Annotated in this window: 17 protein-coding genes; 12 read left to right on the forward strand and 5 right to left on the reverse strand. The window is 31.8% G+C overall.

What is annotated here, in order from left to right; genetic code table 11:
- The first annotated feature begins 170 nt into the window (after positions 1–170).
- Genes ABNT22_RS09900 through ABNT22_RS09910 form a run of 3 tightly spaced genes read left to right on the forward strand, consistent with a single transcriptional unit; the run spans position 171 to position 4,022 of the window.
- The gene (locus ABNT22_RS09900; RefSeq protein ID WP_348717084.1) at positions 171–770 is read left to right on the forward strand and encodes an OPT/YSL family transporter; all 600 of its coding nucleotides are present in this window, start codon (positions 171–173) and stop codon (positions 768–770) included.
- On the forward strand, positions 763–2,628 hold the full coding sequence (locus tag ABNT22_RS09905) for a hypothetical protein (RefSeq protein WP_348717082.1): 1,866 nt from the start codon (positions 763–765) through the stop codon (positions 2,626–2,628). Before ABNT22_RS09900 ends, ABNT22_RS09905 begins: the two co-directional genes overlap by 8 nt.
- Positions 2,610–4,022, forward strand: coding sequence for an MBL fold metallo-hydrolase (locus tag ABNT22_RS09910; protein WP_348717080.1), 1,413 nt, complete (start codon positions 2,610–2,612; stop codon positions 4,020–4,022). Before ABNT22_RS09905 ends, ABNT22_RS09910 begins: the two co-directional genes overlap by 19 nt.
- 83 nt (positions 4,023–4,105) lie before the next feature.
- Here ABNT22_RS09910 and ABNT22_RS09915 read toward each other — a convergent pair whose 3' ends face one another.
- The 5 genes from ABNT22_RS09915 to ABNT22_RS09935 form a co-directional block, all read right to left on the reverse strand.
- Positions 4,106–5,224 carry an aminotransferase class I/II-fold pyridoxal phosphate-dependent enzyme gene (locus ABNT22_RS09915; protein ID WP_348717078.1) on the reverse strand — a complete coding sequence of 373 codons (1,119 nt, stop codon included), beginning with the start codon at positions 5,222–5,224 and terminating at the stop codon, positions 4,106–4,108.
- Between the two features lie 10 nt (positions 5,225–5,234).
- The gene (locus ABNT22_RS09920) at positions 5,235–6,203 is read right to left on the reverse strand and encodes a hypothetical protein (protein ID WP_348717077.1); all 969 of its coding nucleotides are present in this window, start codon (positions 6,201–6,203) and stop codon (positions 5,235–5,237) included.
- The gene (locus tag ABNT22_RS09925; RefSeq protein WP_348717075.1) at positions 6,184–7,155 is read right to left on the reverse strand and encodes a threonine/serine dehydratase; all 972 of its coding nucleotides are present in this window, start codon (positions 7,153–7,155) and stop codon (positions 6,184–6,186) included. The genes ABNT22_RS09920 and ABNT22_RS09925 overlap by 20 nt, the downstream gene beginning before the upstream one ends.
- The gene (locus ABNT22_RS09930; RefSeq protein ID WP_348717073.1) at positions 7,148–8,629 is read right to left on the reverse strand and encodes a M28 family peptidase; all 1,482 of its coding nucleotides are present in this window, start codon (positions 8,627–8,629) and stop codon (positions 7,148–7,150) included. Before ABNT22_RS09930 ends, ABNT22_RS09925 begins: the two co-directional genes overlap by 8 nt.
- A 253-nt stretch (positions 8,630–8,882) precedes the next feature.
- Positions 8,883–9,953 (reverse strand): arabinogalactan endo-beta-1,4-galactanase, encoded by a 1,071-nt coding sequence (locus ABNT22_RS09935; protein ID WP_348717072.1) that lies wholly within the window; start codon positions 9,951–9,953, stop codon positions 8,883–8,885.
- Positions 9,954–10,072: 119 nt separating this feature from the next.
- Here ABNT22_RS09935 and ABNT22_RS09940 point away from each other — a divergent pair, with 119 nt between their 5' ends.
- The 9 genes from ABNT22_RS09940 (at position 10,073) to ABNT22_RS09980 (ending at position 23,615) form a co-directional block, all read left to right on the forward strand.
- Positions 10,073–11,149, forward strand: coding sequence for a sensor histidine kinase (locus ABNT22_RS09940; protein ID WP_348717070.1), 1,077 nt, complete (start codon positions 10,073–10,075; stop codon positions 11,147–11,149).
- Positions 11,146–11,901: a LytTR family DNA-binding domain-containing protein gene (locus ABNT22_RS09945; RefSeq protein ID WP_348717068.1), complete on the forward strand. Its 756-nt coding sequence runs from the start codon at positions 11,146–11,148 to the stop codon at positions 11,899–11,901. The genes ABNT22_RS09940 and ABNT22_RS09945 overlap by 4 nt, the downstream gene beginning before the upstream one ends.
- Before the next feature lie 109 nt (positions 11,902–12,010).
- Positions 12,011–13,603 carry a tetratricopeptide repeat protein gene (locus tag ABNT22_RS09950; protein ID WP_348717066.1) on the forward strand — a complete coding sequence of 531 codons (1,593 nt, stop codon included), beginning with the start codon at positions 12,011–12,013 and terminating at the stop codon, positions 13,601–13,603.
- A 235-nt stretch (positions 13,604–13,838) separates the two neighbouring features.
- The gene (locus tag ABNT22_RS09955; protein WP_348717065.1) at positions 13,839–14,225 is read left to right on the forward strand and encodes a MerC domain-containing protein; all 387 of its coding nucleotides are present in this window, start codon (positions 13,839–13,841) and stop codon (positions 14,223–14,225) included.
- A 128-nt stretch (positions 14,226–14,353) separates the two neighbouring features.
- Positions 14,354–16,561, forward strand: coding sequence for a TonB-dependent receptor (locus tag ABNT22_RS09960; RefSeq protein ID WP_348717063.1), 2,208 nt, complete (start codon positions 14,354–14,356; stop codon positions 16,559–16,561).
- A 394-nt stretch (positions 16,562–16,955) separates the two neighbouring features.
- Positions 16,956–18,683, forward strand: coding sequence for an alpha-keto acid decarboxylase family protein (locus ABNT22_RS09965; protein WP_348717062.1), 1,728 nt, complete (start codon positions 16,956–16,958; stop codon positions 18,681–18,683).
- A gap of 19 nt (positions 18,684–18,702) precedes the next feature.
- The gene (locus ABNT22_RS09970; protein WP_348717060.1) at positions 18,703–20,802 is read left to right on the forward strand and encodes a hypothetical protein; all 2,100 of its coding nucleotides are present in this window, start codon (positions 18,703–18,705) and stop codon (positions 20,800–20,802) included.
- Positions 20,803–20,828: 26 nt separating this feature from the next.
- The gene (locus ABNT22_RS09975) at positions 20,829–22,082 is read left to right on the forward strand and encodes a peroxidase, FMP-type (RefSeq protein ID WP_348717058.1); all 1,254 of its coding nucleotides are present in this window, start codon (positions 20,829–20,831) and stop codon (positions 22,080–22,082) included.
- A gap of 213 nt (positions 22,083–22,295) precedes the next feature.
- Entirely contained in the window at positions 22,296–23,615 is a 1,320-nt protein-coding gene (locus ABNT22_RS09980) for a S41 family peptidase (protein ID WP_348727087.1), read from the forward strand.
- Positions 23,616–23,625: the final 10 nt, after the last annotated feature.

Raw genomic sequence — 23,625 nt, forward strand, 5'->3', positions numbered from 1 at the left:
ATAATAAATGAATATTTTTTTATAATTTTATCTAATCACTATGATAAAAGTGATTTTTCCAACCTTATTTTCCTACTAATAATACCGTTATGGTGTTGTAATTACTTATGGATAGGTATTTCCAATTCCATAGTACACATTTATATTAATAACTTAAAACCAAACTACATATGAAACATACAACTAAATTCAAGTGCTTAATGTTTGTGCTATTATTAGCCGTTTTTACGCTACCTGAACAAGCTATTTATTCTCAAGAAACCAAGACACAGACAACTGTAAAAACTCAAACTGACTCGATAAAAGAAAATAATGAGACAAAAAAGAAGAAGATAAGTAAAGGAAATGATGATAAAAGGAACGATAAGATAGTAATATCTGGAGAGATTATACAAAATATCAGTATTGCTTTTTTTGTGATTATGTTAACCTTAATCATTTTATTCTTTTATCACATACGTTATAAAAATCAGTATTTAGGATTTCAATCTATAAAATATATTGGTCTTGTATTGATGTTCCCAGGTATATGCATTTTAGCTTTGGTAGGAGGAGATAAGTTAATCTCGGGATCAACTTTGGCCGCTTTATTAGGTACTATAGCTGGGTATGTGCTTTCTAGAGAAAGAGATGACGATGGAATAGGTAACAATGAACAAACAGAAAATCTTAACAAACAAATTAAATCTTTAAAAGAGAAGGAAGCCGCATTATTAAAAGAAATAGAAACCCTAAAACAAAAATTACCTAAAACCAAGGCAAATGAGTAGATCTAAAAAAATATCCTTAACAAAGGAAGTTAGAATGAATGCTTATTCAGCGGCAAATTATCTTAATTTAGATGTTGAAAAAGCCTTACATATACAATTACCATTTGATGTATATCTTCAAGATCCATTGGTAGCTGAAAAAGATCCTAAAGCTGGTTTTGATGAGAATTTTTACGTGTCTTGGGAACCAGGAATTTCAGATGGGCCAACAAGTGCCCGCTTTGCAATTGTTGATTACAATGGAGATACAGATATGCTGTTACCAAAAGCAAAATGGAATGAAAAGGAGGGACAGTTTTATGACATAAATAAAAAAGTACTAGACAAATCAAATTTAAATAACTTACAATTTCACCAAGTGAATGTTTGGGCAATTTTACAGAGAGCTTTGGCCTTTTTTGAAAATGGTTTTGGTTTAGGACGCCCTATTCCTTTTGGGTTTGAAGGAAATCGTTTAATTGTAGTGCCTCATGCTGGTTATGGGCAAAATGCTTTTTATGATAGATCAAGTAAATCATTACAATTCTATTACTTTGATAATGATAACGACGATAGAATTTATACGTGTCTTTCTGCAGATATTATAAATCATGAATTTGGTCATGCTGTCTTAGACGGAATACGTCCTTATTTTATCAATAGCTTTCTAGTTGAAACGGGTGCTTTTCATGAATATATAGGTGATATTACAGCTATTTTAATTCTATTAAGAAACAATCAGTTCAGAAAAAGATTAGCAGACAAAACAGATGGTGATTTTGATAAAGAAAAGATCTTATCATCTTTGGCAGAGCAGTTTGGTGATTCGGTCATAGAAAAGCCATATTTAAGAACGGCTAGAAATTCACTAAAAATGAATCAACAAAAAGTTAAAGAAAGTCAGAGTCCACATTTTATTTCTCAAGTGATGACTGGTGCTATGTTTGATATTTTAAAAGGATTTGCAAATAGTTATGTGAAAAGGGCACAAGCAAGTTCTGGCGATACAGCTAAAGATGTGGCAAATAGAGCTTTTTATTGGGCGATACAACGAATGCAAAGTGTTGCAGTTCAACCGTTAGATTTGTTACCTCCGATAGATGTTACATTTAAAGACTATGCTAAAGCCGTATTAAAATCATTCATATTGGCGGACCCAAAAGATCCGAATAACTACTATGATATGATGATTGATGCATTTTATGATAGACAGATTCTTTCGAAGGGAGAAGCAAAGGAATTGAAAGAAATTAATCATATTTATGAAGAACTAAATCCACAAGTATATCATAGTATTGATAGTATTTCAAGGTCTAAAACAGCGGCATATAAATTTTTGAATGATAATAGACCACAATTAATGATTCCAGCAAATCAAGATATTATTGTGGCTGATTTATATGATGCAAACAAATTTATAAGAAGAGGTATACGAATGCCAAGACAAATAATACTTCAATATTTATGGAGAGAAGATGTGGTTTTAAGAGGTCCACAGTTCGGTGAGTATAACGGAAAGGTAACCACAATGTTATGCGGAGGAACGTTGGTTTTTAATGAAAAAGGAACTCTGCTCTCATGGATGAGAAAACCTGGTACCGATTTAAAAGTAGGAAGTGTAAACAAGCCTAATAGAAGGAAGGAGATTGAAGCAGGAAAAAAAAGAAAAGAAGAATTTTTAGAAACATTAGCACAACGAATACAATCTGGGCAGGTAGGAGCATTGATTGGTAGTACCAAAGGGTTTTTAGGAACTAGAATTCCTAATGTTTTGGTAAAAGAGGAAAATAATTTACTATCATTTGAGCTAACACCTCATTTTAATTTAAAACATGAAGAACAATTAAACACTAATAAAAAATGGGAAATAAGCTCTTAATAAGAAGTTATAATGTTGGTTGTGGGGATTGTTTTTATGTAAGAATTCCAAATAACGATGATGGGTTTCACATTTTAATTGATTGTGGGTCTAAAGAAGGAATAAATAGTGGAGTATTAGATGGTTCTATTAAGCATTTAGAAGAGCATATGCTTCCAACGGTTTCTGGTTCGAACAAAAAACGACTTGATTTGATTGTTGTTACACATCGTCATGAAGATCATATCAAAGGATTTGATCCTAAATTCTTTAAAAATATAGAGATTGAGAATATTTGGATTACAGCGGCTATGAATGAGCAGCATCCGCAGGCAAAGAAAACGTTGGCTTTAAACGGCCTAGTAGAAGAAGAAATTATTAAGTTAAAAAAGGATAAGGTCAACTTTAGTCCAGAGTTAAGAAATTTAGTAGGATTATATGGAATTAGGAATAAAGGAGCTACAAAAGCATTAACTCAAGAGCTACCTAATAAAAATGGAATTTCAGTTGATTATGTTCATGCAGGATTAGTATTTGACCATCATAAATTGAATGTCGAAGATGATACTAAAATTACAGTTTTAGCTCCTGAAAAAGATATCGATCATTTTTATCTAGGAAAAGATATAGATAGAAGTTTGAAAGGCTTTACAGAGGTGGCCGATACAATTTCAAAACATCCTAAATCTAGTCAATCGGCAAAACCAACCAATATTAATGGGGCTGATTTTAGAACTTTAAAAGCAAGAATGGTGTCAAATGCGTTGGCATTTGCTGTTGATGATTCGAGTATTCAGAACAATGTTAGCACAGTATTATTGATAGAATGGTGTAATAACAGATTATTGTTTGTAGGTGATGCGGAATGGCATGGAGAATTCAAAGCAGGAAAAAAGAATGGTAGTTGGAATGTTATGTGGAAAGAAAGAAAAGATTTACTAAATAAGCCTATTGATTTTTTAAAGGCTGGACATCATGGTAGTTTTAATGCTACACCGTGGAATCGAGATGAAGATAGTAATCATGAAGTCAATCAAATTTTCGATGCTATATTACCAAAACCACTAGAAGGTGAAGAACCTACGGCATTATGTTTAGTCTCTACAAAAAGAAAACAGTACGTTACAATCCCTGATGCAGAATTGTTGGTTGAGTTAGGAAAGCGTGTTGGCAACACAAAAAATTATCACAAAAGTTTAAGGAAAGAAGATTCGACATTTAATCCAGAGACAGATATTTATAATTATTCCATAGAGGAAGAATATACGAAACCTCCGTCTCCTAGAGAAGTAGGTGAAAAAGAATGGTTTAATAATCCACAACCTTTAAGAACAGATATGGAATCTAAAGGAAGAGGAAGTAAAACTATGTTTAATGAAATAGAATTTGTTGATGTAGAAATAAGTCCGAAGTAATAACTTTCCTTTTAATAGAAATTCTTAAAATAAATAAAAGAGTGCAGAAATACATTATGATCACTGCACTCTTTATTTATTGTTTAAATATTAAATCGTTCTTTTAAAGCTTCTTTTATACGTTCCAGACCATTCAATATATATTCTTTTCGCTCTCCAATACCAATGCGAAAATGGTAATCCATACCATAAACATCACCCGCTAAAATGAAAACACTTTTTTCATTACGCAACCATTCTGCTAATTCGGTAGAATTAATATTGATATTGTATTTAATAAATAGCATACCACCACTTTGCGGTTCGGCATATTCAAAAATATCTCCGTATTCATCCAACCAATTTTTTACAACTATAAGGTTTTCATTCAACATCCTTCTATTTCTATCTAAAATTTGTTGTCTTCTTTCTGGTCTTAGCGCAATTTCTCCAATATAGTGACTCATTATTCCGGCTGTAATAGAGGTATAATCATGATAAGCCCAAGTATCGGCTACCAAATCCTTTGGCCCAATAAGCCATCCTAAGCGTAAACCAGGTAGGGCATATGCTTTTGATAAACCTCCATTTACCATTACTTTATCATACATTCCTATAAAGCTTTCAATGGTTTTACCATTTAATTCAGCCCCTCGGTATACTTCATCGCAATATATCCAAGCATTCACACTTTTAGCTATGTCAACAATTTCTTTCATTTCCTGTTTGGTAAATGTATATCCTGTAGGATTATTTGGATTGCACAGAGCTATCATTTTAGTTTTTGAACTAACCTTGGCTTTCAATTCTTCCAAATCTGGTTGCCAATTTTTCTCTGATCTTAACTGAAAACTTTTAAGCGTACAGCCCATTTCCTCTGCTATTCCCCATATCTGCATATAATTAGGAACCATCATCACAACTTCATCTCCTCTTTCTAAAAGGGTATGACAAGCTATAAAATTAGCTTCAGAAGATCCATTTGTAACCAAGACATTTTCCTCTGTTGTACTTTTATAAAGAGAACTGATTCGTTTTCTAAGAGGAATGGAACCATTCGTTTGTCCGTAACCTAATACGGTATTGGTTAATCCATCAATTTCATCTTTGGTTAGTAATTCGTTTAATGTATATGGATGAAATCCACTTTCCGTTAAATTATAATCTACGGTATTTTCAAAAAGAGATTGTACTCTTTCTAATTCAAAAATTGGAATGTTCATAGCATTATATTTAAAAGTTGTTTTTTAGTTTATTGTTTTTATATGTATCATATACCGCAGTGGCAATCATAATATCTTGCACAGCTACTCCGGTTAAATCGACAACAGATATTTGATTTTCATTGGTTCTGTGTAGCGATGGATTTTGAATTGCAGTTCCTAGCTCTAAAATATTTTCGGAAGAAATGGTTTTATTTTTTAGAGCATGGTAAATTTCACCTCTACTTTTGCATTGTGAGATACTATCTGCAACTACAATATCTGCTTTTTGAAGAATTGTACTATCTAATTCTTGTTTTTCTGGAGTATCTGATCCTACTGCTGTAATATGAGTGCCTTGTTGAATATCTTCAGCTTTCAATAAAGCATTTTCAGAAGGAGTTGTAGTTACAATTAAATTACAACTTTGAGCTAGCTCCGAGGTGTTCTTTGCTATTTGTATATTAAAATCATTTCCTAGTTCTTCTTTGAATTTTTGTGCTCCCTCAATGTTTTTATTCCATATCCATACTTGTTTGCATGAGGTATATTTTTGAAGATAACGTAATTGTAATCTTGCCTGAATACCGCTACCTATAATGCCTATACCTTTTATGCTCTTAGGTGCAAAATACTTGACAGCCAATGCTCCAGCTGCGGCAGTACGAATGTTTGTTAAATATCCTTCGTCTAAAAGAATTCCTTTAGTTTCTCCTGTCTTTTGACTTAATAAAATCATTAAACCTTGACTAGAAGAAATACCTAATTGAGTGTTTTCATAGAATCCAGAGGCTATTTTAACTATAGCATAGTCTTGTTCCTTAATATATCCATATTTAATATGTGTTTCCCCTTTGGGTTTCTCAAAAAGCAATTCAGCTACTGGTGGAACTACGGTAAGTCCAATACTATAGGCTATAAATCCATTTTCAATAGCTTTTACAACATCTAATGTATTGGTAATAGTTTCGATATCTTTTTTATGAATAATAATTGCCATACTTATTTAGTATTTCGGTTAGTAATTCCATATTTATTTTTTTTCCTGTAACTACCAATACAACATTCTTGTTTTTATAAGTTTTATTATTTAATAAAGCGGCTACTGGTAATGCTGCACTAGGTTCAATAAGAATTTGATGATGATTTGCAATAAAGGCAACGGCTCTTTTAATGTTAATTTCACTTATAATTTCAAACCCACTAATATGTTCTTTAATAATAGGAAAGGTTAATGAGTCATGCTCAATTCCACCAGCTACAGCATCTGCAATCGTTTTTTCTATACTTGGTTGTACAATAGAATTTAATTTTACCGACCTGTACATTTCAGAAGCATTTTCAGCTTGACATCCAATAACTTTAACATGTGAAGTATCTTTAAAGTAACAGCACAACCCAGATATTAATCCTCCGCCTCCAATTGGAGCAAGTATCACATCTACCTGAGGCAATTGATGTTTAATTTCAATTCCTATAGTTCCTTGTCCTTCAATAATTTTTAAATCATTATAAGGATGAATAAGAATTCCCTTGTTTTCATATGCATACTGAGTTGCTTTCATCTCAGCGTCGACACTATTTTTTCCAAAGAAGATCTTTTCTACATTTTTGTAGTGTGCAATAGCACTTACTTTAGATGATGCTGTATTTTCTGGTAAAAATAGTACTCCTTTAAAACCGAATTTTTCAGAAGCTTCACAAAAAGCTGCAGCATGATTACCAGTAGAAGAGGCAACAAACAATTTGTTAAAATCAAATTTGTTTAAACTATTAATCTTAGATAATACTCCTCGCATTTTAAAAGAACCTGTTTTTTGCTGATTTTCTAATTTGAAATAAACATTAGCTCCAGATATATGACTGAGTAAAGGTGAATGTATTAAAGGAGTTTCTATAATACCTGAAGAAATGATTTTATATGTTCTCTCTATATCTATTTTATTAATCATTATTTTCAATTAATAAATTAGAATCAAATACATGTATAGTATTCTTAATTAGAACAACTACATTTTTGTAAAATTCAGGATTGGTATTATCAATATCATCGGTATGTTTATGATAATCGGGATGATCTTCTTCACTAAAGGTTATGTTAGGAATGTTATTTTTAAAGAAAGGAGCATTGTCGGAGGATTCCATCCAATAATCTTTTTGTTTATCATTTGGATCATCATGTCCGAAAGAAATAGTTAATTCTGGATGATATTGTATAATATTTTCAATTCCTGATTTAAATTGCGGATAATAATGTGTACCGACTACATATATTTCATTGTTTGGATTACGACTTATCATATCAAAATTAAAATTGATTTTGATTTGTTTTAACGGAATGGGTGGTTCTTTCACAAAATTTCTAGATCCCCAAAGTCCTAATTCTTCTGCATCAAAAGCAGCAAATATTATAGAGTAGTTAGGTTTGTTTTTACTAAAATAGCTTGCTAAAGTTAGTAAAGCGGAGGTTCCTGAAGCATTATCATCAGCTCCATTGTATACAGTTCTATTTATGATACCTAAATGGTCGTAATGAGCTCCAATAACGATATATTGATTTGGATATTTTTTCCCTTTAATATATCCAATAATATTAGTTCCATTATCTATTTTATGAGTGTTTTCATTTTTGAAAGAGAAAGAATGATTGTAATTATTTGAAAAAGTAAGAAGCTTATTCTTTTTAAAATGATTTCGAATTAAATCTTGTGCTTTTAGGTTATTACCCGTTCCTCGACCAGCATACTCATCTGAAGCTAATACTTTTTGATTTTCTAAAAGTTGGTTAAGATTTAACGATGGGGTAACTACTTTAAATGTATTAATTTCTATTGGTGTCATCCAATGTATTCCATCTGCAGGAGCCGCTTGCAAAGTATACCAATAAAAATCAGTAGGAATGTCCATTTCTTTATAGTACTCTAAATATTTAGTATGAGAACTATCCTCTTTAGGATAATCAGTAGCTGTTTTTTCCATATCTGCCCAAGAGTGTACACCTAACTTTGCAGATATGGCAATTTGTCTTTTTTTACCGGCCAGAAACATGTCTGTTCCTCCCGAAGCAACCCATCCATTTTTTGGTATATAGGTATTGATATTGTTAGATCTAATTTCTCGAGAAACTTTTAAGTTTACTTCGTCATCAATAGAGCCAGGAACTTCTTCCATAACCAAGGTTGTAATAGAAGGATGTTCATTAAGTTTTTGGGTTAAATCAGTGTAGGTTCCACTGTAAATAACTCCTTTCATATATAAGGAGTCTTTTTGATTATTTTTAAAATAGAAAAGAGCGGATTGCTCTCCTTCCATTTTTAAAGCCCATTTTTGAGTAAACGAAAACAGATACAGTAGTTGCGGGAAAATTGTAAGTCCAACAACAGTAATTAATAGGATACTACCTAAACCAATGAATAATTTTTTCATTTGAAATAATTTTAAATATTAAACTTGAAATTATCTGGTATAGGTGTAAAAAAACTCCGTACACCTAAAACCAAATGGTATTAAGGTATACGGAGTTCTTCCGTAAGAGTTTCATCTATTTTCCCAATCTTCTTCCTTAATGACAGAAAATAAATGTTGCAGTTTTAAGACTACACAACTTAATTGTTTTACAAATATATAATTTTTTAGTTAAATACTTTGTTACTAGTTAATTTGTATGAAAAAGTATTTTTTAAAATTCATTCAAAACAGGGAGAGTCTTATTATTAAAATCAAATAAAGCCTGATTTTCCCATGGAGAAGCATCTATTCCTTCAGTACCTTTCCAAGCTACTAATTCACCTCCCCAATAACAAAACCCTATTCCGTTTTGTACCTTGTTACAAATTGTTTTCATCTTTTTTACAAAAAGTCTTTGTCCTTCTTTGGAGGCAGGATATTCTGGCAAAATTAAATGTTCTTGTAATCCAACTATATTATTTGTCCAATCATTCCAATCTAGTGTGAAAGGGTAAGCTGTTTCCGCAATTAAGATTTGTTTATTATGAGTTGTTGCCAAACTATTCATTTTCGTTTCCAATTCTGCAATAGATTTACCATGCCAAATAGGGTAGTAGGATAGTCCAATAATATCATAATCAAATGTTTTAACTTGATTAAAAAACCAATCGGCACCGTCAATACCCGCAAAGTGTAAGATTATTTTTGAGGTTTGAGAGTGTTCTCTAACCGCCTTAATCCCAGATTGAATTAGTTCACTAAACTGAATGTAATTATTAGTAATATGTCCTTCGGGGTGTAGAATTCCATTGTTAATTTCATTTCCAATTTGAACAAATTCTGGATTGATCTGCTCCATAACATTTTTTGTATAGGAATAAATCTTTTCATTTAAACCAGAAAAACTCAACCCCATCCATTCAGATGGTATTTTTTGCTGACCAGGATCTGCCCAAGTATCAGAATAATGTAGCGTTAACCATATGTTAAAGCCAAGTTCTTTTAGCCTTTTAGAAAATTCTTTAACCTCATTAAAACCTGAATGTTCAGTATTAGGATTTACCCAAAGCCTTAACCTAATTGTATTGATATTACTATTTTTAAGAATATTTAAGAAGCTATTTAATTCTCCATTAGTATTATAGAATTTTGTTCCTGCGCTAGAAATTTCAGGAAATCTTGAAATATCTACCGCTGAAATAAATGTTTCAGATGGAGTACCCATTTCAATATCTATTGTGTCATCATTTTTACAAGCAGAAAAGAGTAAAATGATTAATAGTATACGAAACAGTTTATTCATTCATATGGGGGTTTTAGAATACGTTGGTTTAAAAGTACTAAAATTTACTTTTTTACTGTTTTATAAATTGCAGAGAATAATTATTAAAATGATTAATTTTAAGGACAAAATGCTATTCAATGCTATTGAACAAAAAAAAACGTATACAATATTTAGGGTTTAATGATATATGGTTCACTCTAATTGGGATATTTATTGTGAGCCTTATAGGTAATTATTTGTTTAACAATCCTTTTGAAAGAGAAAGTTTAGAACTTGTTATGATAGGCTGGTTTGCTGCTTTATTTTCAACAGTTTGCGATTGGATAATTATTAGGACTATTTTAATTTTTTTGCGTAAGAAATATCCCGATTTTAAAGATGATGCTAAACGAATTACTTTCCTTTTTTTTGCTATCACAAGTGTAATCTTCATAGTGGATTATACGGTAGGGCCGTTGTTGGCAAAATTTTTCACATTTTTAGGCTATTATTCAACACATAGAGTCATTTTTAAAGTTCTTTTACCGATAATTTTAATTGTAATTATGGTGATGGCTATTTATGAAGCTATTTATTATTATGTACGCTTAAAAAAATCAATTAGAGAAGAGGAGCAAGCAAAACAAGTAATGATTCAAGCTCAATTGGATACATTAAAAAATCAAGCACAACCACATTTTTTATTCAATAGTTTAAATACGCTAAGAGATATTATTGACCAAGATACTAAACAAGAAGCCAAGGGATTTGTAGATAATTTATCTAATGTTTATCGTTTTATTTTAGAATCTGAAAACACACATTTAATTTCTATAGAAAAGGAACTAAAATTTGCCAAGGCATATGTTTATATACAATCTGAAAGATTTGGAAAAAATCTTAGGATTCATTGGAACATTCCTGAAGAGAAAAAGAAGTACATGGTTGTTCCTATGAGTTTACAACTTTTAATTGAAAATGCTATCAAACATAATGTTGTTTCTAAAACTAAGCCTTTAATAATAGATATTGGAACTACCGTAAACTATTTGGTTGTAAAGAATAAAATTCAACCAAAATCAACTAAAATTCCATCAACAAAAATTGGATTGAAGAATATTGAAAAACGTTATAAACTGATCTCAAATATAGCTCCGATTATTAAGAATAATGGTCATGAATTCACTGTGTTTTTGCCTTTATTGAAGCACCAAAATCAAAACAAAAAACTATGAAAATATTAATTATTGAAGACGAACCTCGTGCAGTAAATCAATTACAACAATTATTGAATAACGGTAAATACGATTATGAATTATTAGAGGTTATAGATGCTGTCGAAGATGCAGTTTTATGGTTTGAAAACAATGTAAAACCCGACTTGATCTTTATGGACATTCAATTGGCAGATGGTTTAAGTTTTGAAATTTTTCAACAAGTAGAGATTATAACTCCCATAATTTTTACAACAGCTTTTGATCAATATGCAATTCAAGCATTTAAAGTAAATAGTATAGATTATTTATTAAAACCAATTCAACAAGAAGAACTAGATAAGGCGGTAAATAAGTATATAAAATCAAACAAACAAGCTATTTTAGAGCCTTTCATTTTAAAAGAGCTTCTTAGTAATATGCAAACTCCTCAAAAACGTTCAGGAATCTTAGTAAAAGAGGGGAGCGGGTTTGTTCAAGTAAGAATCTCTGAACTACTTTATATCTATTCTCAAGAAAGCATTACGTTTGGAGTAACCCATCAAAATAAACGATACATTATTGATGAAACAATAGATCAAGTATTTCAGTCGTTAGATAACTCCAAATTTTATCGAATAAATAGAGGACAAATTGTTTCCAAAATTTCCATTCAACGTCTAGAGCCTTATTTTAATCATAGGATAATTTTATCAGTGTTAAATGCTAGAGATCATGAGTTTATAGTAAGTAGACAAAAAACAAGTGATTTTAAAGTTTGGATGAATACTTAATTGCTAAATTACAATTCAACAATCAAATACGACAGTTCAAAAAAAACTTGTAGTATAGAGGGATGAAAATCAAAACATTTGTAATGTCTAACTTAAAAAAATATTCATTATGAAATTTAGATTGTTTATTTCTCTGTTGCTTTTATTGGTTTCATTCAGTTTTGCACAAGAAACGCTAAGCAAAAAGCAATGGCAACAAGATGTACGTTTTTTGCAAAAGACGGTACACAAAGAATATCCTTTTCTGTTTAAAAAGGTGAGTGCAGAAGAATTTGATAAAGTTGCAGAAGAATTATATAATGCAATTCCAAATCTACAAGAACACCAGATAATTGTTGGGATTTCTCGATTGGTGGCTTTGTTTAAATATGGTCATACTTATGTTCCGTTTCATCAAAAACCATTCGAGTTTTCACAATTTCCTTTTCGTATATATGAATTTAATAATGGTATCTTTATACAAGGTACACACAAGAACTATCCGAAAGCCGTTGGCGCAAAAGTAATTGCGGTTGAAGGAAAGCCTATTTTAGAAGTTTTAAAAGCAATTGAGCCTACTGTTGAAGCAGAAAACTCCCAATATTTTAAAGCTTATGGAATAAATAATTTACAATATCCCGAAATATTACATTCGCAGGGAATTACAAGTACTTTACAATCGTCAATAACGCTTACGTTAGAAAAAGAAGGATATCAATTTCAACAAAAGTTTAATGTTTTACCAAATAAGAAACACGTTCCAACCACTTATGGATTTGTCCAGAATGAAAATGATTGGTTAAGTGCTAGGATACAAAGTAAAACACCGTTATATCTAAAGAATTTAGACAAGATATACTTTTATGAATATTTACCTGAGTATAAAACTGTATATATAAGACATAGTAAAGTTAGAAATGATTCATCTGAATCAATTGAAATATTTTATAAACGAGTTTTTAAATTCATTGAAAATAATGATGTAGAAAAATTAATATTAGATGTTCGATTAAACGGAGGAGGTAATAATTATTTAGTTAAGCCAATTATTACTGGAATTATAGAAACAAAAAAAATCAATCAAGAGGGTAAACTATTTGTAATAACAGGAAGACGTACTTTTTCAGCTTGTCAAAACTTGGTAAACCGTTTAGATAATTATACCAATGCTATATTTGTAGGAGAGCCAACAAGTGAAAACATTAATTTTTATGGAGATGCTACACCAGTACCCTTACCAAATAGTAAACTAAAAATACGTTTGTCTTTTGCTTGGTGGCAGGATAAAGCACCTTGGGCTAACGATCAATGGTTAGCACCGCATTTATCTGTAGACATGAGTTTTGATGAATATAAACTCAATAAAGATCCTTTGTTAAAGGCGATTTTTAATTATAATCCAGATGGATTTATATTACGACCTATGGATTATATAAGAGGATTGTTTATGAAAGGAGATATGGAAATGTTACAAAAGGAGATTGCTAGAATGATGCAAGATTCAAGGTATAAGTTTTTTAATTTTGAACACAAATTTCTGAATGCAGGAAAGTTATTAATAAATCAAGGACAATATCAAGCAGCTATTAGTATTTTAACACCAGTAAGTCAAATGTTTCCTAATTCGAAAAAAGTATGGAACTACTTAGGGGATTGTTATAGTAAACTTGGTGATACAATTAAAGCAAAACAGTTTTACGAAAGATCAAATATTATTAAATAATACCAATAAACCCCAATATTACGTACCTCATATAGAATTAAATACTCTATATGAGGTATGTTCTTTTACAATTGAGAATTTCTTCAAGTAAATACTAAATGAGATCTTAGATGAATTCATCAACCGAATCATTTTGTTAAATCTTGTTGTACAATTCAAGACATAGGGTATATTTGCACCATATTAACGCAACTAAGTTGCATTAAAATTAAAAATAATATTTATACAGTCACAAATGAAAATAAAAAACAATACTATAGACATTATAGCATTTACAAGTTCTATCATTTGCGCAATACATTGTGCGGTAATACCAATTGTGTTATCATTCTCTTCATTAGGTAGCTTACATTTTTTAGAGAATCCATATATAGAATGGACTTTTATAGCACTAGGAATACTCTTTGTTTTTATGTCGTTATGGCCAAGCTATAAAACGAATCACCATCAAGTAAAACCTTTATTATTTGCTCTGGCAGGATTTTTTTTAATAGGAATTGGAAGGTTCGAATTTACAGAACTATGGGAAGTTATTAACACTGTTATTGGTGCTTCCTTAGTATCAGTAGCACATTATTTTAATTGGAAAATGGCTAAATCTATAGAGAAGCACAAACATTAATTATTTGTTAAAACCAAGAGAGTTTTAACGATATATTAAATATAAAAAAGGGAAAGTCATTATACCTTAGCTCCCAAATTTCACATTCAATAATTTACATTAACCAAATTCATAAAACAATAGCTAAAATGAAAAATCTATTAATGATTTGTTCTATTCTTTTATCACAACAATTCATTGCGCAAACGCTAAAAGGAAAAGTAGTTTCTACTGATAATATTCCTATTATAGAGGCACATTTATTAAATACAAACGATAAGCATCATACACATAGTAATCAAAGAGGAGCATTTGTACTTCATCATGTTTCTTTAGGAGATACTTTAGTAGTGAGTCATATTAATTATAAAAAAATTAAAGTTGTCGTAGAGAGTTTTGATCCTATGACCATAACATTAGAAGAAAATTTAGTATCACTAGAAGAAATTACTATTGGTAAAAAATTAAACGCTTTAAATGTAATTACTGCTATTGATATTCAAACTAATCCTGTGAACTCTTCACAAGAAATTTTACAAAAAGTTCCAGGATTATTTATAGGGCAACATGCTGGTGGTGGAAAGGCGGAACAAATTTTTCTAAGAGGTTTTGATATTGATCATGGTACAGATATATCTATTACGGCTGATGGCTTACCGGTAAACATGGTATCACATGCTCACGGACAAGGATATGCAGATTTACATTTTGTAATTCCTGAAACAGTAGAGAAAATTGACTTTGGAAAAGGAGCTTATTATGCAGATAAAGGAAATTTCAATACTGCTGGATATGTTAATTTTAAAACTAAAAATAGATTAAAAAACAACCTTTTAAAACTAGAGATAGGTCAATTTGACACCAAACGTTTACTAGGAATGTTTAGTTTAATCAACAACAATAAACAAAGTGCTTATATTGCTTCAGAATATATTTTAACCGATGGCTATTTTGATAGTCCGCAAAATTTTAATCGCCTTAATATCTTTGGAAAATATACAGTTAATGTCTCAGATTCTGATAAAATAGGAGTAATGCTATCTCATTTTACAAGTAAATGGGATGCATCAGGTCAAATACCACAACGTGCAGTAGATAGTGGATTAATTAACCGTTTTGGGGCAATTGATGATACAGAAGGAGGTAATACAAGTCGTTCTAACTTTTTACTAACTTATGATAAGATACTTTCTGAAAATGCTTCTATTAAAAACAAAGTATTTTATAGTAAGTATAGCTTTGAACTCTTTTCTAATTTTACCTTCTTTTTAGATGATCCTATAAATGGTGATCAAATCAAACAAAAGGAAACTCGTAATATTTTCGGTTTTAATAGTGAATACAAGCAAGATTTTTCTTCCATAGATGGAAGTTTTACAGCTGGAATAAGCTTACGTAATGATCAAAGTTTCAGCAATGAGTTATCTCATACACTAAATCGCAGACAAACATTGAATAGAATACAATTTGGAGATATTAATGAAACTAACTTTGGTACCTATGCCAGTGCTAATTTTAACTATGGTAAGTTCACTATAAATCCAGCGTTACGTTTAGATTATTTCAATTTCGAATATAACAACACATTGCAAACGAACTACGAAACACAATCACAAACAGCAAGTATTGTTAGTCCAAAGTTGAACATTTTTTATAATTACAATGAAGACCTACAATTGTATGTAAAAACAGGAAAGGGGTTTCACTCTAACGATACTAGAGTAGTAGTAGCACAAAATGGAAATGATATTTTACCAGCCTCTTATGGTTTCGATGCGGGTTTCATTTGGAAACCTTCTCCTAAATTATTAATAAATACGGCTTATTGGTATTTATTTTTAGAGCAGGAGTTTGTGTATGTGGGAGATGCAGGAATTGTTGAGCCTAGCGGAAAAACGAATCGTCAAGGAATTGATTTTAGTCTAAGATATGAACCAATACATCAATTGTATTTTAATTTAGATGCTAACTATGCACATGCACGAGCTAAAGATGAACCAATTGGTCAAAACTATATTCCTTTAGCACCAGACTTTACCTTAACAAGTGGGTTAGCTTATAAAGGTGAATCAGGTTTTTATGGAGGAATACAATTAAGACATATTGGTGATAGGCCTGCGAATGAAGACAATTCAATTGTTGCAGAAGGGTATACCGTGGCAGACCTTAATGTAGGGTATACATTAAAAAATGTTTCTTTCGGATTACAAGTTCAAAATCTTTTTGATGTAGACTGGAATGAAACTCAATTTGCTACAGAATCTCGTTTACAAGGGGAGGCAACTAGCACAGAAGAAATTCATTTTACACCCGGTACACCATTTTTCTTAAAGGGTAGCGTAACCGTTAATTTTTAAATTATATGTATAGTGCGCTATCAAGCACTTTTATTACTTAAAACACTAGCAAAGAGAAGTATACATTTTCTCTGTGCTTTTTTTATCTTTAAAAAAGCCGTAACTTCACTAAGATTTAGAGGGATATCTTACTAAATCTTTTTTCTTATAATACCCTAAATATCCGAGCACTACATGTATTGTAGTGCTCTTTTAGTAGCTTTAAAGGAATTTGGATTTCCTTTCAATACATCCAATCTCACTTTCATACTCAAATTCTCTACATTCAATCCTTTTTAGTTAAAACAACACTATTATTTTTTGAATTTTATAAAACCAATCGATGAAGTAACAGCTTTGAAATTGTTAAGTATCGAATGGGTATCACTATACTAACCAATTAAATATATTAACAATGAAAGAGGATACGTTCACAGTAGCGGATTACCTATTAACTCGTTTACAGCAATTAGACGTTACCGAGTTATTTCAAATCCCCGGAGATTACGTTAAAAACTTTACCCAGGCTTTAGAAAAGTTCGATGGTATTGAAACTATTGGAACTTCCAATGAGTTAGATGCTTCTTATGCTGCAGACGCCTATGGTCGAACGAGAGGATTAGCGGCCGTTTCTTTACAATATGGTGTAAGTACATTTAGTGCCTTAAATGCCGTGGCTGGTGCTTATGTAGAGTCAAGTCCCATAGTAGTTATTAGTGCTACTCCAGGATCTAATGATCGTCAAATTGGCGATATGTATGATGTTTTATATCATCATTCAACAGGTAATCTTAAAGCCGATCAAGAAATATACAATCATGTTACTGTTGCTTCAGAAACTTTGAGTACATCAGTTGGAGCAGCAAAAAAAATAGACAAACTTTTAGTCGCTGCTATCACACACAAAAAACCCGTATACATCGCTGCTTATAGTGAAGTTTGGGGTGAACCTTGTAAACGACCTTCAAAGAAGAAATTACAACCAAAAATTAAAAAAAGTAAACCTGATGCACTTTTAAATGCAGTAGATCAAGCATGGACACAAATAACTGCCGCCAAACAGCCAATGATATTTGCAGGTGTTGAGGTTTTAAGACATGGATTATCAGATTTACTTCAAAAAATTATAGATGCAAGCGGATTTGTATATACAACCACATCACTAGGTAAAACAGTATTAGATGAACAAGGAGACAAATTTATAGGAACCTATTCTGATGCAGCTTCTATAGAAAACGTAACAAATTATGTAAAAGAATCTGATTGCTTTTTATGCCTAGGTACATTAATTACAGATGATTACTTATGGTTTGTAGAAAATAAGTTTTCAGATATGGTATTGGCTACTACTACAACCATTAGAGCTGGATACTATAATTACGAACAGGTTACTATGGAAGATTTTATGGAAGCTTTGCTAGAACGTTTTGAAAAGGATAAAGCATATCCATTAAACAATAAAGCTCCAAAGCAACCAAAATATCCAGAACCTTGGACTTCTTCGTCGGATCCTAAATACAATGGAAAACCAGAGGTTATTACCTATAACCGTTTCTTTCAACATGCAGTGAAGCATATAGAAAAGAACAATCTATGGGACGATATTAATTTAACTTTTGGAGTGAGTTCAGCCATGTATGTAGCCACCAATATTTACGGAATGAAACAAAATAGCTTTATAAGCTCTGCTGCTTGGCAATGTATAGGTTATGAAACTGGTGCTGCTTTAGGAGCTCAATTAGGAAGTAAAAAACAATCATGGACAATAGCTGGAGATGGCGGATTTATGATGATTTGCCAATCACTTTCAACCTTGGCAAAATACGATGTAAATAGTGTCATTTTCGTGATGAGCAATCAGGTTTACGCTATCGAACAAGTGTTTGTTGATGTAGATGCCTTTTGTCCGAATGGAAAATTTGATGAATTTGATTACTTACCAAAATGGGACTATATGGCCTTAGCAAAGGCGTATGGTGCTAATGGGTATCAAGCTAGTACCATCAAAGAGCTCAATCATGTATTAGACACTATTACTACTACAAAAACCAACAAACCTACTTTAGTTGAGATCGTTATTCCTGAAAAAGATTTGGCAGGACAAATGAAAAACTTAACGCCACAAAAAATGAACTGTAACTAACCAATTAAATACAAAAACAATGAAAAACAAAACCTATTCTATTTTCGGAGCAGGAGCCGCTGGTTTATATACCGCATGGAGATTACTTCAAGGAAAGCCAGCAAATTCAAAAGACACCTCTAAAAACTTACAAAAGGGAGATGTCTTAGAATTATACGATTGGGGAAAATATGAATTCTCAAATAAAGAAAAAGGAACTAGAGCCGCTGGAGCAAGAGTTTGTACTTGGCACTATAAAGATGATCCGGATGCTTCTTATTTAGAATTAGGAGGAATGCGCTATTCTGCTTGGGATTATAAGAAAACGAAAAACAATCCTAATCCAAATGATGCTAATAACCCAGGACATCGATTGGTAACCAAAACCATTAGCGAAATAGGTTTAGAGAAATATTCAGTTCCTTTTAATGAAGCTAGTGATCCGCTTTTATCATTGAGAGCAAAGAGCATGTACACATCAGAAATTGATGCTAATAATCCTGCACCATATAATGTAAACAATTACGGAGCATACTCAGCACCAGACGATGGTTTTACTAAAATAGAAAGTGTTGGTATTGATGTTTCGCAAGATGCCTTACCACCAACAAGAAAAGAATGGTGTGAATTTTATGAAAATGGTAAAATCACCAAAGATTTAGGCGATGATTCTGTCTTTAAAAAAGGACAAAAATTAAAGGATATTGGCTACTGGAATTTAGCGTATGATGTATTAGGACAAGAAGGCTTTAGTTATTTAGCAGACGGTAACGGATATTCTTCTAATGTAGTAAACAGTAATTCTGCGCAATCATTTGAAGTAAATAATGAATTTACACCTGGAACCCTTTATAAAACCTTAACTATCGGATATTCTGGTATTTTCTCTACTTTATTTCAAGAAGTGGTAAAGCTTGCAAAAGAAAAAGGAATCGACTTTCAGTACTACCCAAATACCAGACTTCGTTCTATTTTAGAAAATAAAAAAGTAATACATTTTACTACTGCAAGTAGAAAAGAACCGACCAAAGAACTAGATGCGAAAACTTGTGATGCTGCTTTCTTAGCTATGGGAAGATATGCAATAGATTTAGTTGCACAGGCTACACGTTATATGAACAAAAAAGCAGGTGATTTTGATGTCTTAAATGAAGACAAAGTACAATTGTATTTAGAATCTGTATTAATGCAACCTTCTTATAAAATAGGAATGTTTTTTGATTCTCCTTGGTGGAGAGACGATATACCTTCACCACCAAAATATCCTGCTAAGTTAAATAGCTATTTTTTAACGCAAGAAGGGGTTAAAAAACTTAAAAAAGATAAGTTTCCTGCTAAATACCTTAAGGCTATTGAAAAAGCAGCTTCAGAAGCAGCTAAAGCAAAACAAAAGGCAGAGAAAAACAACAAAGCATATGATAATTCGGTAACTTCACTTATAGAGGTAACCTACGATACACAAGCTTCCTTTTTAGAAGCTACAGAAACTATAATTGAAGCAAGTCTAAGCTATGAAGAGAAGCAACAAATTACGGAAGTAGCACACTTAGATACTATTGGACCAAGTGCAACGGACATGCCGATTAGACAAGTAGTGTATTTTGGTGACAATGCACGAGATAAAAAAGGTAAAAAAATCTACGGAATTCTAGCCAGTTATGATGATATCCGTTATACAACCTTCTGGAAAGCCTTGGAAATAGGACCTAATAGAGAACGTAAAGTAGCAGAATCTCAAGATACACAGCCATTGGAAGGTCCCAAAAAAGCACCTGCAATTATGGTAAAGATGTTACGTCAGCAACTAGCAAACTTACACTTTGGTTCAGAAGCGAATTATACGGCAGTTCCAGAACCTTTAGAAACTAAATATATGGATTGGTCTTTACCACCATTTAATGCAGGATACCATGCGTATTTCTCTCATTACAATATTGGTGATGTACAACAAAAAATACGTAAGCCATCTTCATTAGTAAAAGGTAAGGATAGCAACTTATATATTATTGGATCTACCTATTCTAACGATCAAGCTTGGGTAGAAGGAGCTTTTTGTACGGCAGAATCGGTGTTAAACGATTTCTTTAACATAGAAAAATTAATAGACGATAAAGAATATCCTTTTATCTGTCCAGCATAAATAACTAACCTTAAACTAACAAAATTATGAGCAAGCCTCAAAAATCATCAGTAAAACCCTATATAGAATGGGAGGAAGGCCAACCTACAGGACCACAGTTTGGTATATTATCTAAATTACATGGTACTTGGGTAAATTGGAAAGGAGGTCCAACAGGATTGCATACCACACCAATGCCATCACCAGGAACTTCTTCAGAAACTATTTTTGGAGTTTTTCACTTTAAATCTCAAGAATATAGAGAACAATTAAAATTTACTCCTGTAGATGCACCTGTTCGTAACCGTGCAGGCTCTAACGAGCAATTCAATGCTGCGGTTAAGTATGAAACAGCGATTATAGATAATGAAGATTTATTGCAGCATTTTGAAAATGGAATGTACTTATGGCTAGGAGATCATGAAATGCCTTGGAGTGCTAAGAGCCCGTTTCAAAATCCGCCAAATATGTTTAAACATACATCAGATGAAGAATCGGTAAAAACAGATGGGGGAGAACCTGTAATTGGTCCAGGTGAATTAGGACCTCAGTTTGTACCACCATATCAAATATCACGTTCGGGAGTTATTCCGCATGGAACAACCATTCATATCACTGGTAATATTGCAGAATCAGGAGAAGGTAAAGCTCCGCATATTGCTAATCTTTGGGAACAACAATATTTAGCGGTATCACCAACGATGGGAATTAATCCGGAAAAAGATTTGATAGCAGGATCTCGTGAAAAACCTAAATGGACAGAGCTTCCTCGTGAAGAGCAAGAGCCAGGAGGAGTAAACAGTGGCCGTGCATACTTTGAGAAAATCTTTAATTACGATCAATTTGGAGCAAAGTTTCCATATACCGTTCAGCCTAATTTGAAGTTATCAGATGCTAATGAAGGACTAAAATTCAAAAGGTATGATATGATTTCGTTAGATTCGTTTCATAACACAGGAATTCAAGGAGGGGTTATCAATAATCCAATGATTGAGCGTTATTGTCGTGTGGTACGTATGCGCTATCGTATGTGGATAGAAGAGATCTACGATGAAGAGTTTGGAGGGTATTTTGATCAATTACAATACGAACAAATTGTAGATTTTGAATTCCAATTTGGATCTGATGGAGGAACTACGTTATGGCCACACATTCAAGTAAATACTTTACGACGTGAAAAAGATATTCCACCATCTAAACGTTTCCCGTCAATTACTTTAGAAGCTGATCAGAAAAAGAACGAGGCTAAACAACAATCAAATGCAACAATTTGCCCAATGATGAGGCATACTCGTGACTAGAACTTATTCATTCGGTTATTATAAATTTAAAGCTCAATACGATCATAAACAGTATTGAGTTTTTTTGTTATAAGTAGTTCAAGTGTAAGTTTTAAAATTATGAAAACTGAAACATGCACTTTCTGTTTGCGAGTAATCCATGTTCGTCTATATTTAAAAAAACTCATTTCATTTAATAATACTTTCACAATTCAACATGTAAAACAACTAATTATGAAATGTTTGAAAAACTTACTTGTGTTATTTTTTATTTTTTTACCATTATCTCATTTTGCTCAATCAAAAAATGACATTATAAAAAGTATTAAAAAGCTGATGATGGAGAATTATATTTTTCTTGAGAAGGCTAAAGAAACGAATAAGCATTTAGATCAATTGATGTTAACCAATTACTTTGATAAATATACCACTCCAAGAGACTTTGCAAGGGCACTATCTAAGGAAATGCAAAAAATAACAAAAGATAAACATCTTAATATTGCACCTCCAAGAACTCGAAGAAGAAGACAAAATAATATGGATTTTATGTCACGTCATCTAAGTAATTTAGTGAGATTTCGTTCACGAGGGTTTGGAAGAATAGATGTATTGGAAGGGAATGTAGGCTATGTTGAATTGAAAGGTTTTAGGAGAGAAGATATTCCGAAAGTTGATGATATTATGAACTATTTATCAACTACAGATGCCATTATTATTGACTTAAGACAAAATGGTGGAGGAAACGGACTTGGGAGATATTGGAGTAGTTATTTCTTAAAAGAGCATACACATTTATCGGGAACTTATGAACGAAGAACCGATTCAAGAACAGAAATAAAAACGATTGCAGTTAAGGGTAGACAACGTTTAGACATGCCAATATATATCTTAACGAGTAATCGTACTTTTTCTGCAGCAGAAGCTTTTTCCTACGATTTACAAAGTAGAAATAGAGCTATAATTGTTGGAGAAACAACTGGAGGAGGAGCACACCCTGTAAATTACATGAGACTTCCTAAAGGATATGGTATTATTATGCCTTATGCCAGATCTATAAGTCCTGTAACTAAATCTAACTGGGAAGGAGTAGGAGTAATACCTGATGTTAAAACAACAAAGGAGGAAGCATTAAATAGAGCGTTACTATTAGCAAAAGAAGCAGCAAAGAAATATAGAGAACATCCTTTTAAAACACTCAAATCGATTTTAGAAAAAGAGCAAATTTCTGAGAATGATGAACTTGAAGTTTATAAGTTGTTTCAATTGTTACTGAATAGAAAACATTTAGAAGATTTTGTTATCAATGATTTAGGATATTCCTATCTAGATCGAAAGAAAATAGCAACAGCCGATATAATTTTTAAATTGAATTTAAAACTCTTTCCTAAATCTCCAAATTCACATGATAGTTATGCTTCAGTATTAGCGTTACAAGGAAATAAAAAAGAGGCTTTAAAACACTACCAAAAGGCCGTTTTACTTGCTAAAGAACAAAACGATAGAAGACTGAATATGTACAAAGCCAATTTATTGAAACTTAAAGGAGAGAAATAAAATATGTAGT

The sequence above is a fragment of the Tenacibaculum sp. 190130A14a genome, from assembly GCF_964048965.1.
In the GTDB taxonomy this organism is placed as follows: domain Bacteria; phylum Bacteroidota; class Bacteroidia; order Flavobacteriales; family Flavobacteriaceae; genus Polaribacter; species Polaribacter polynesiense.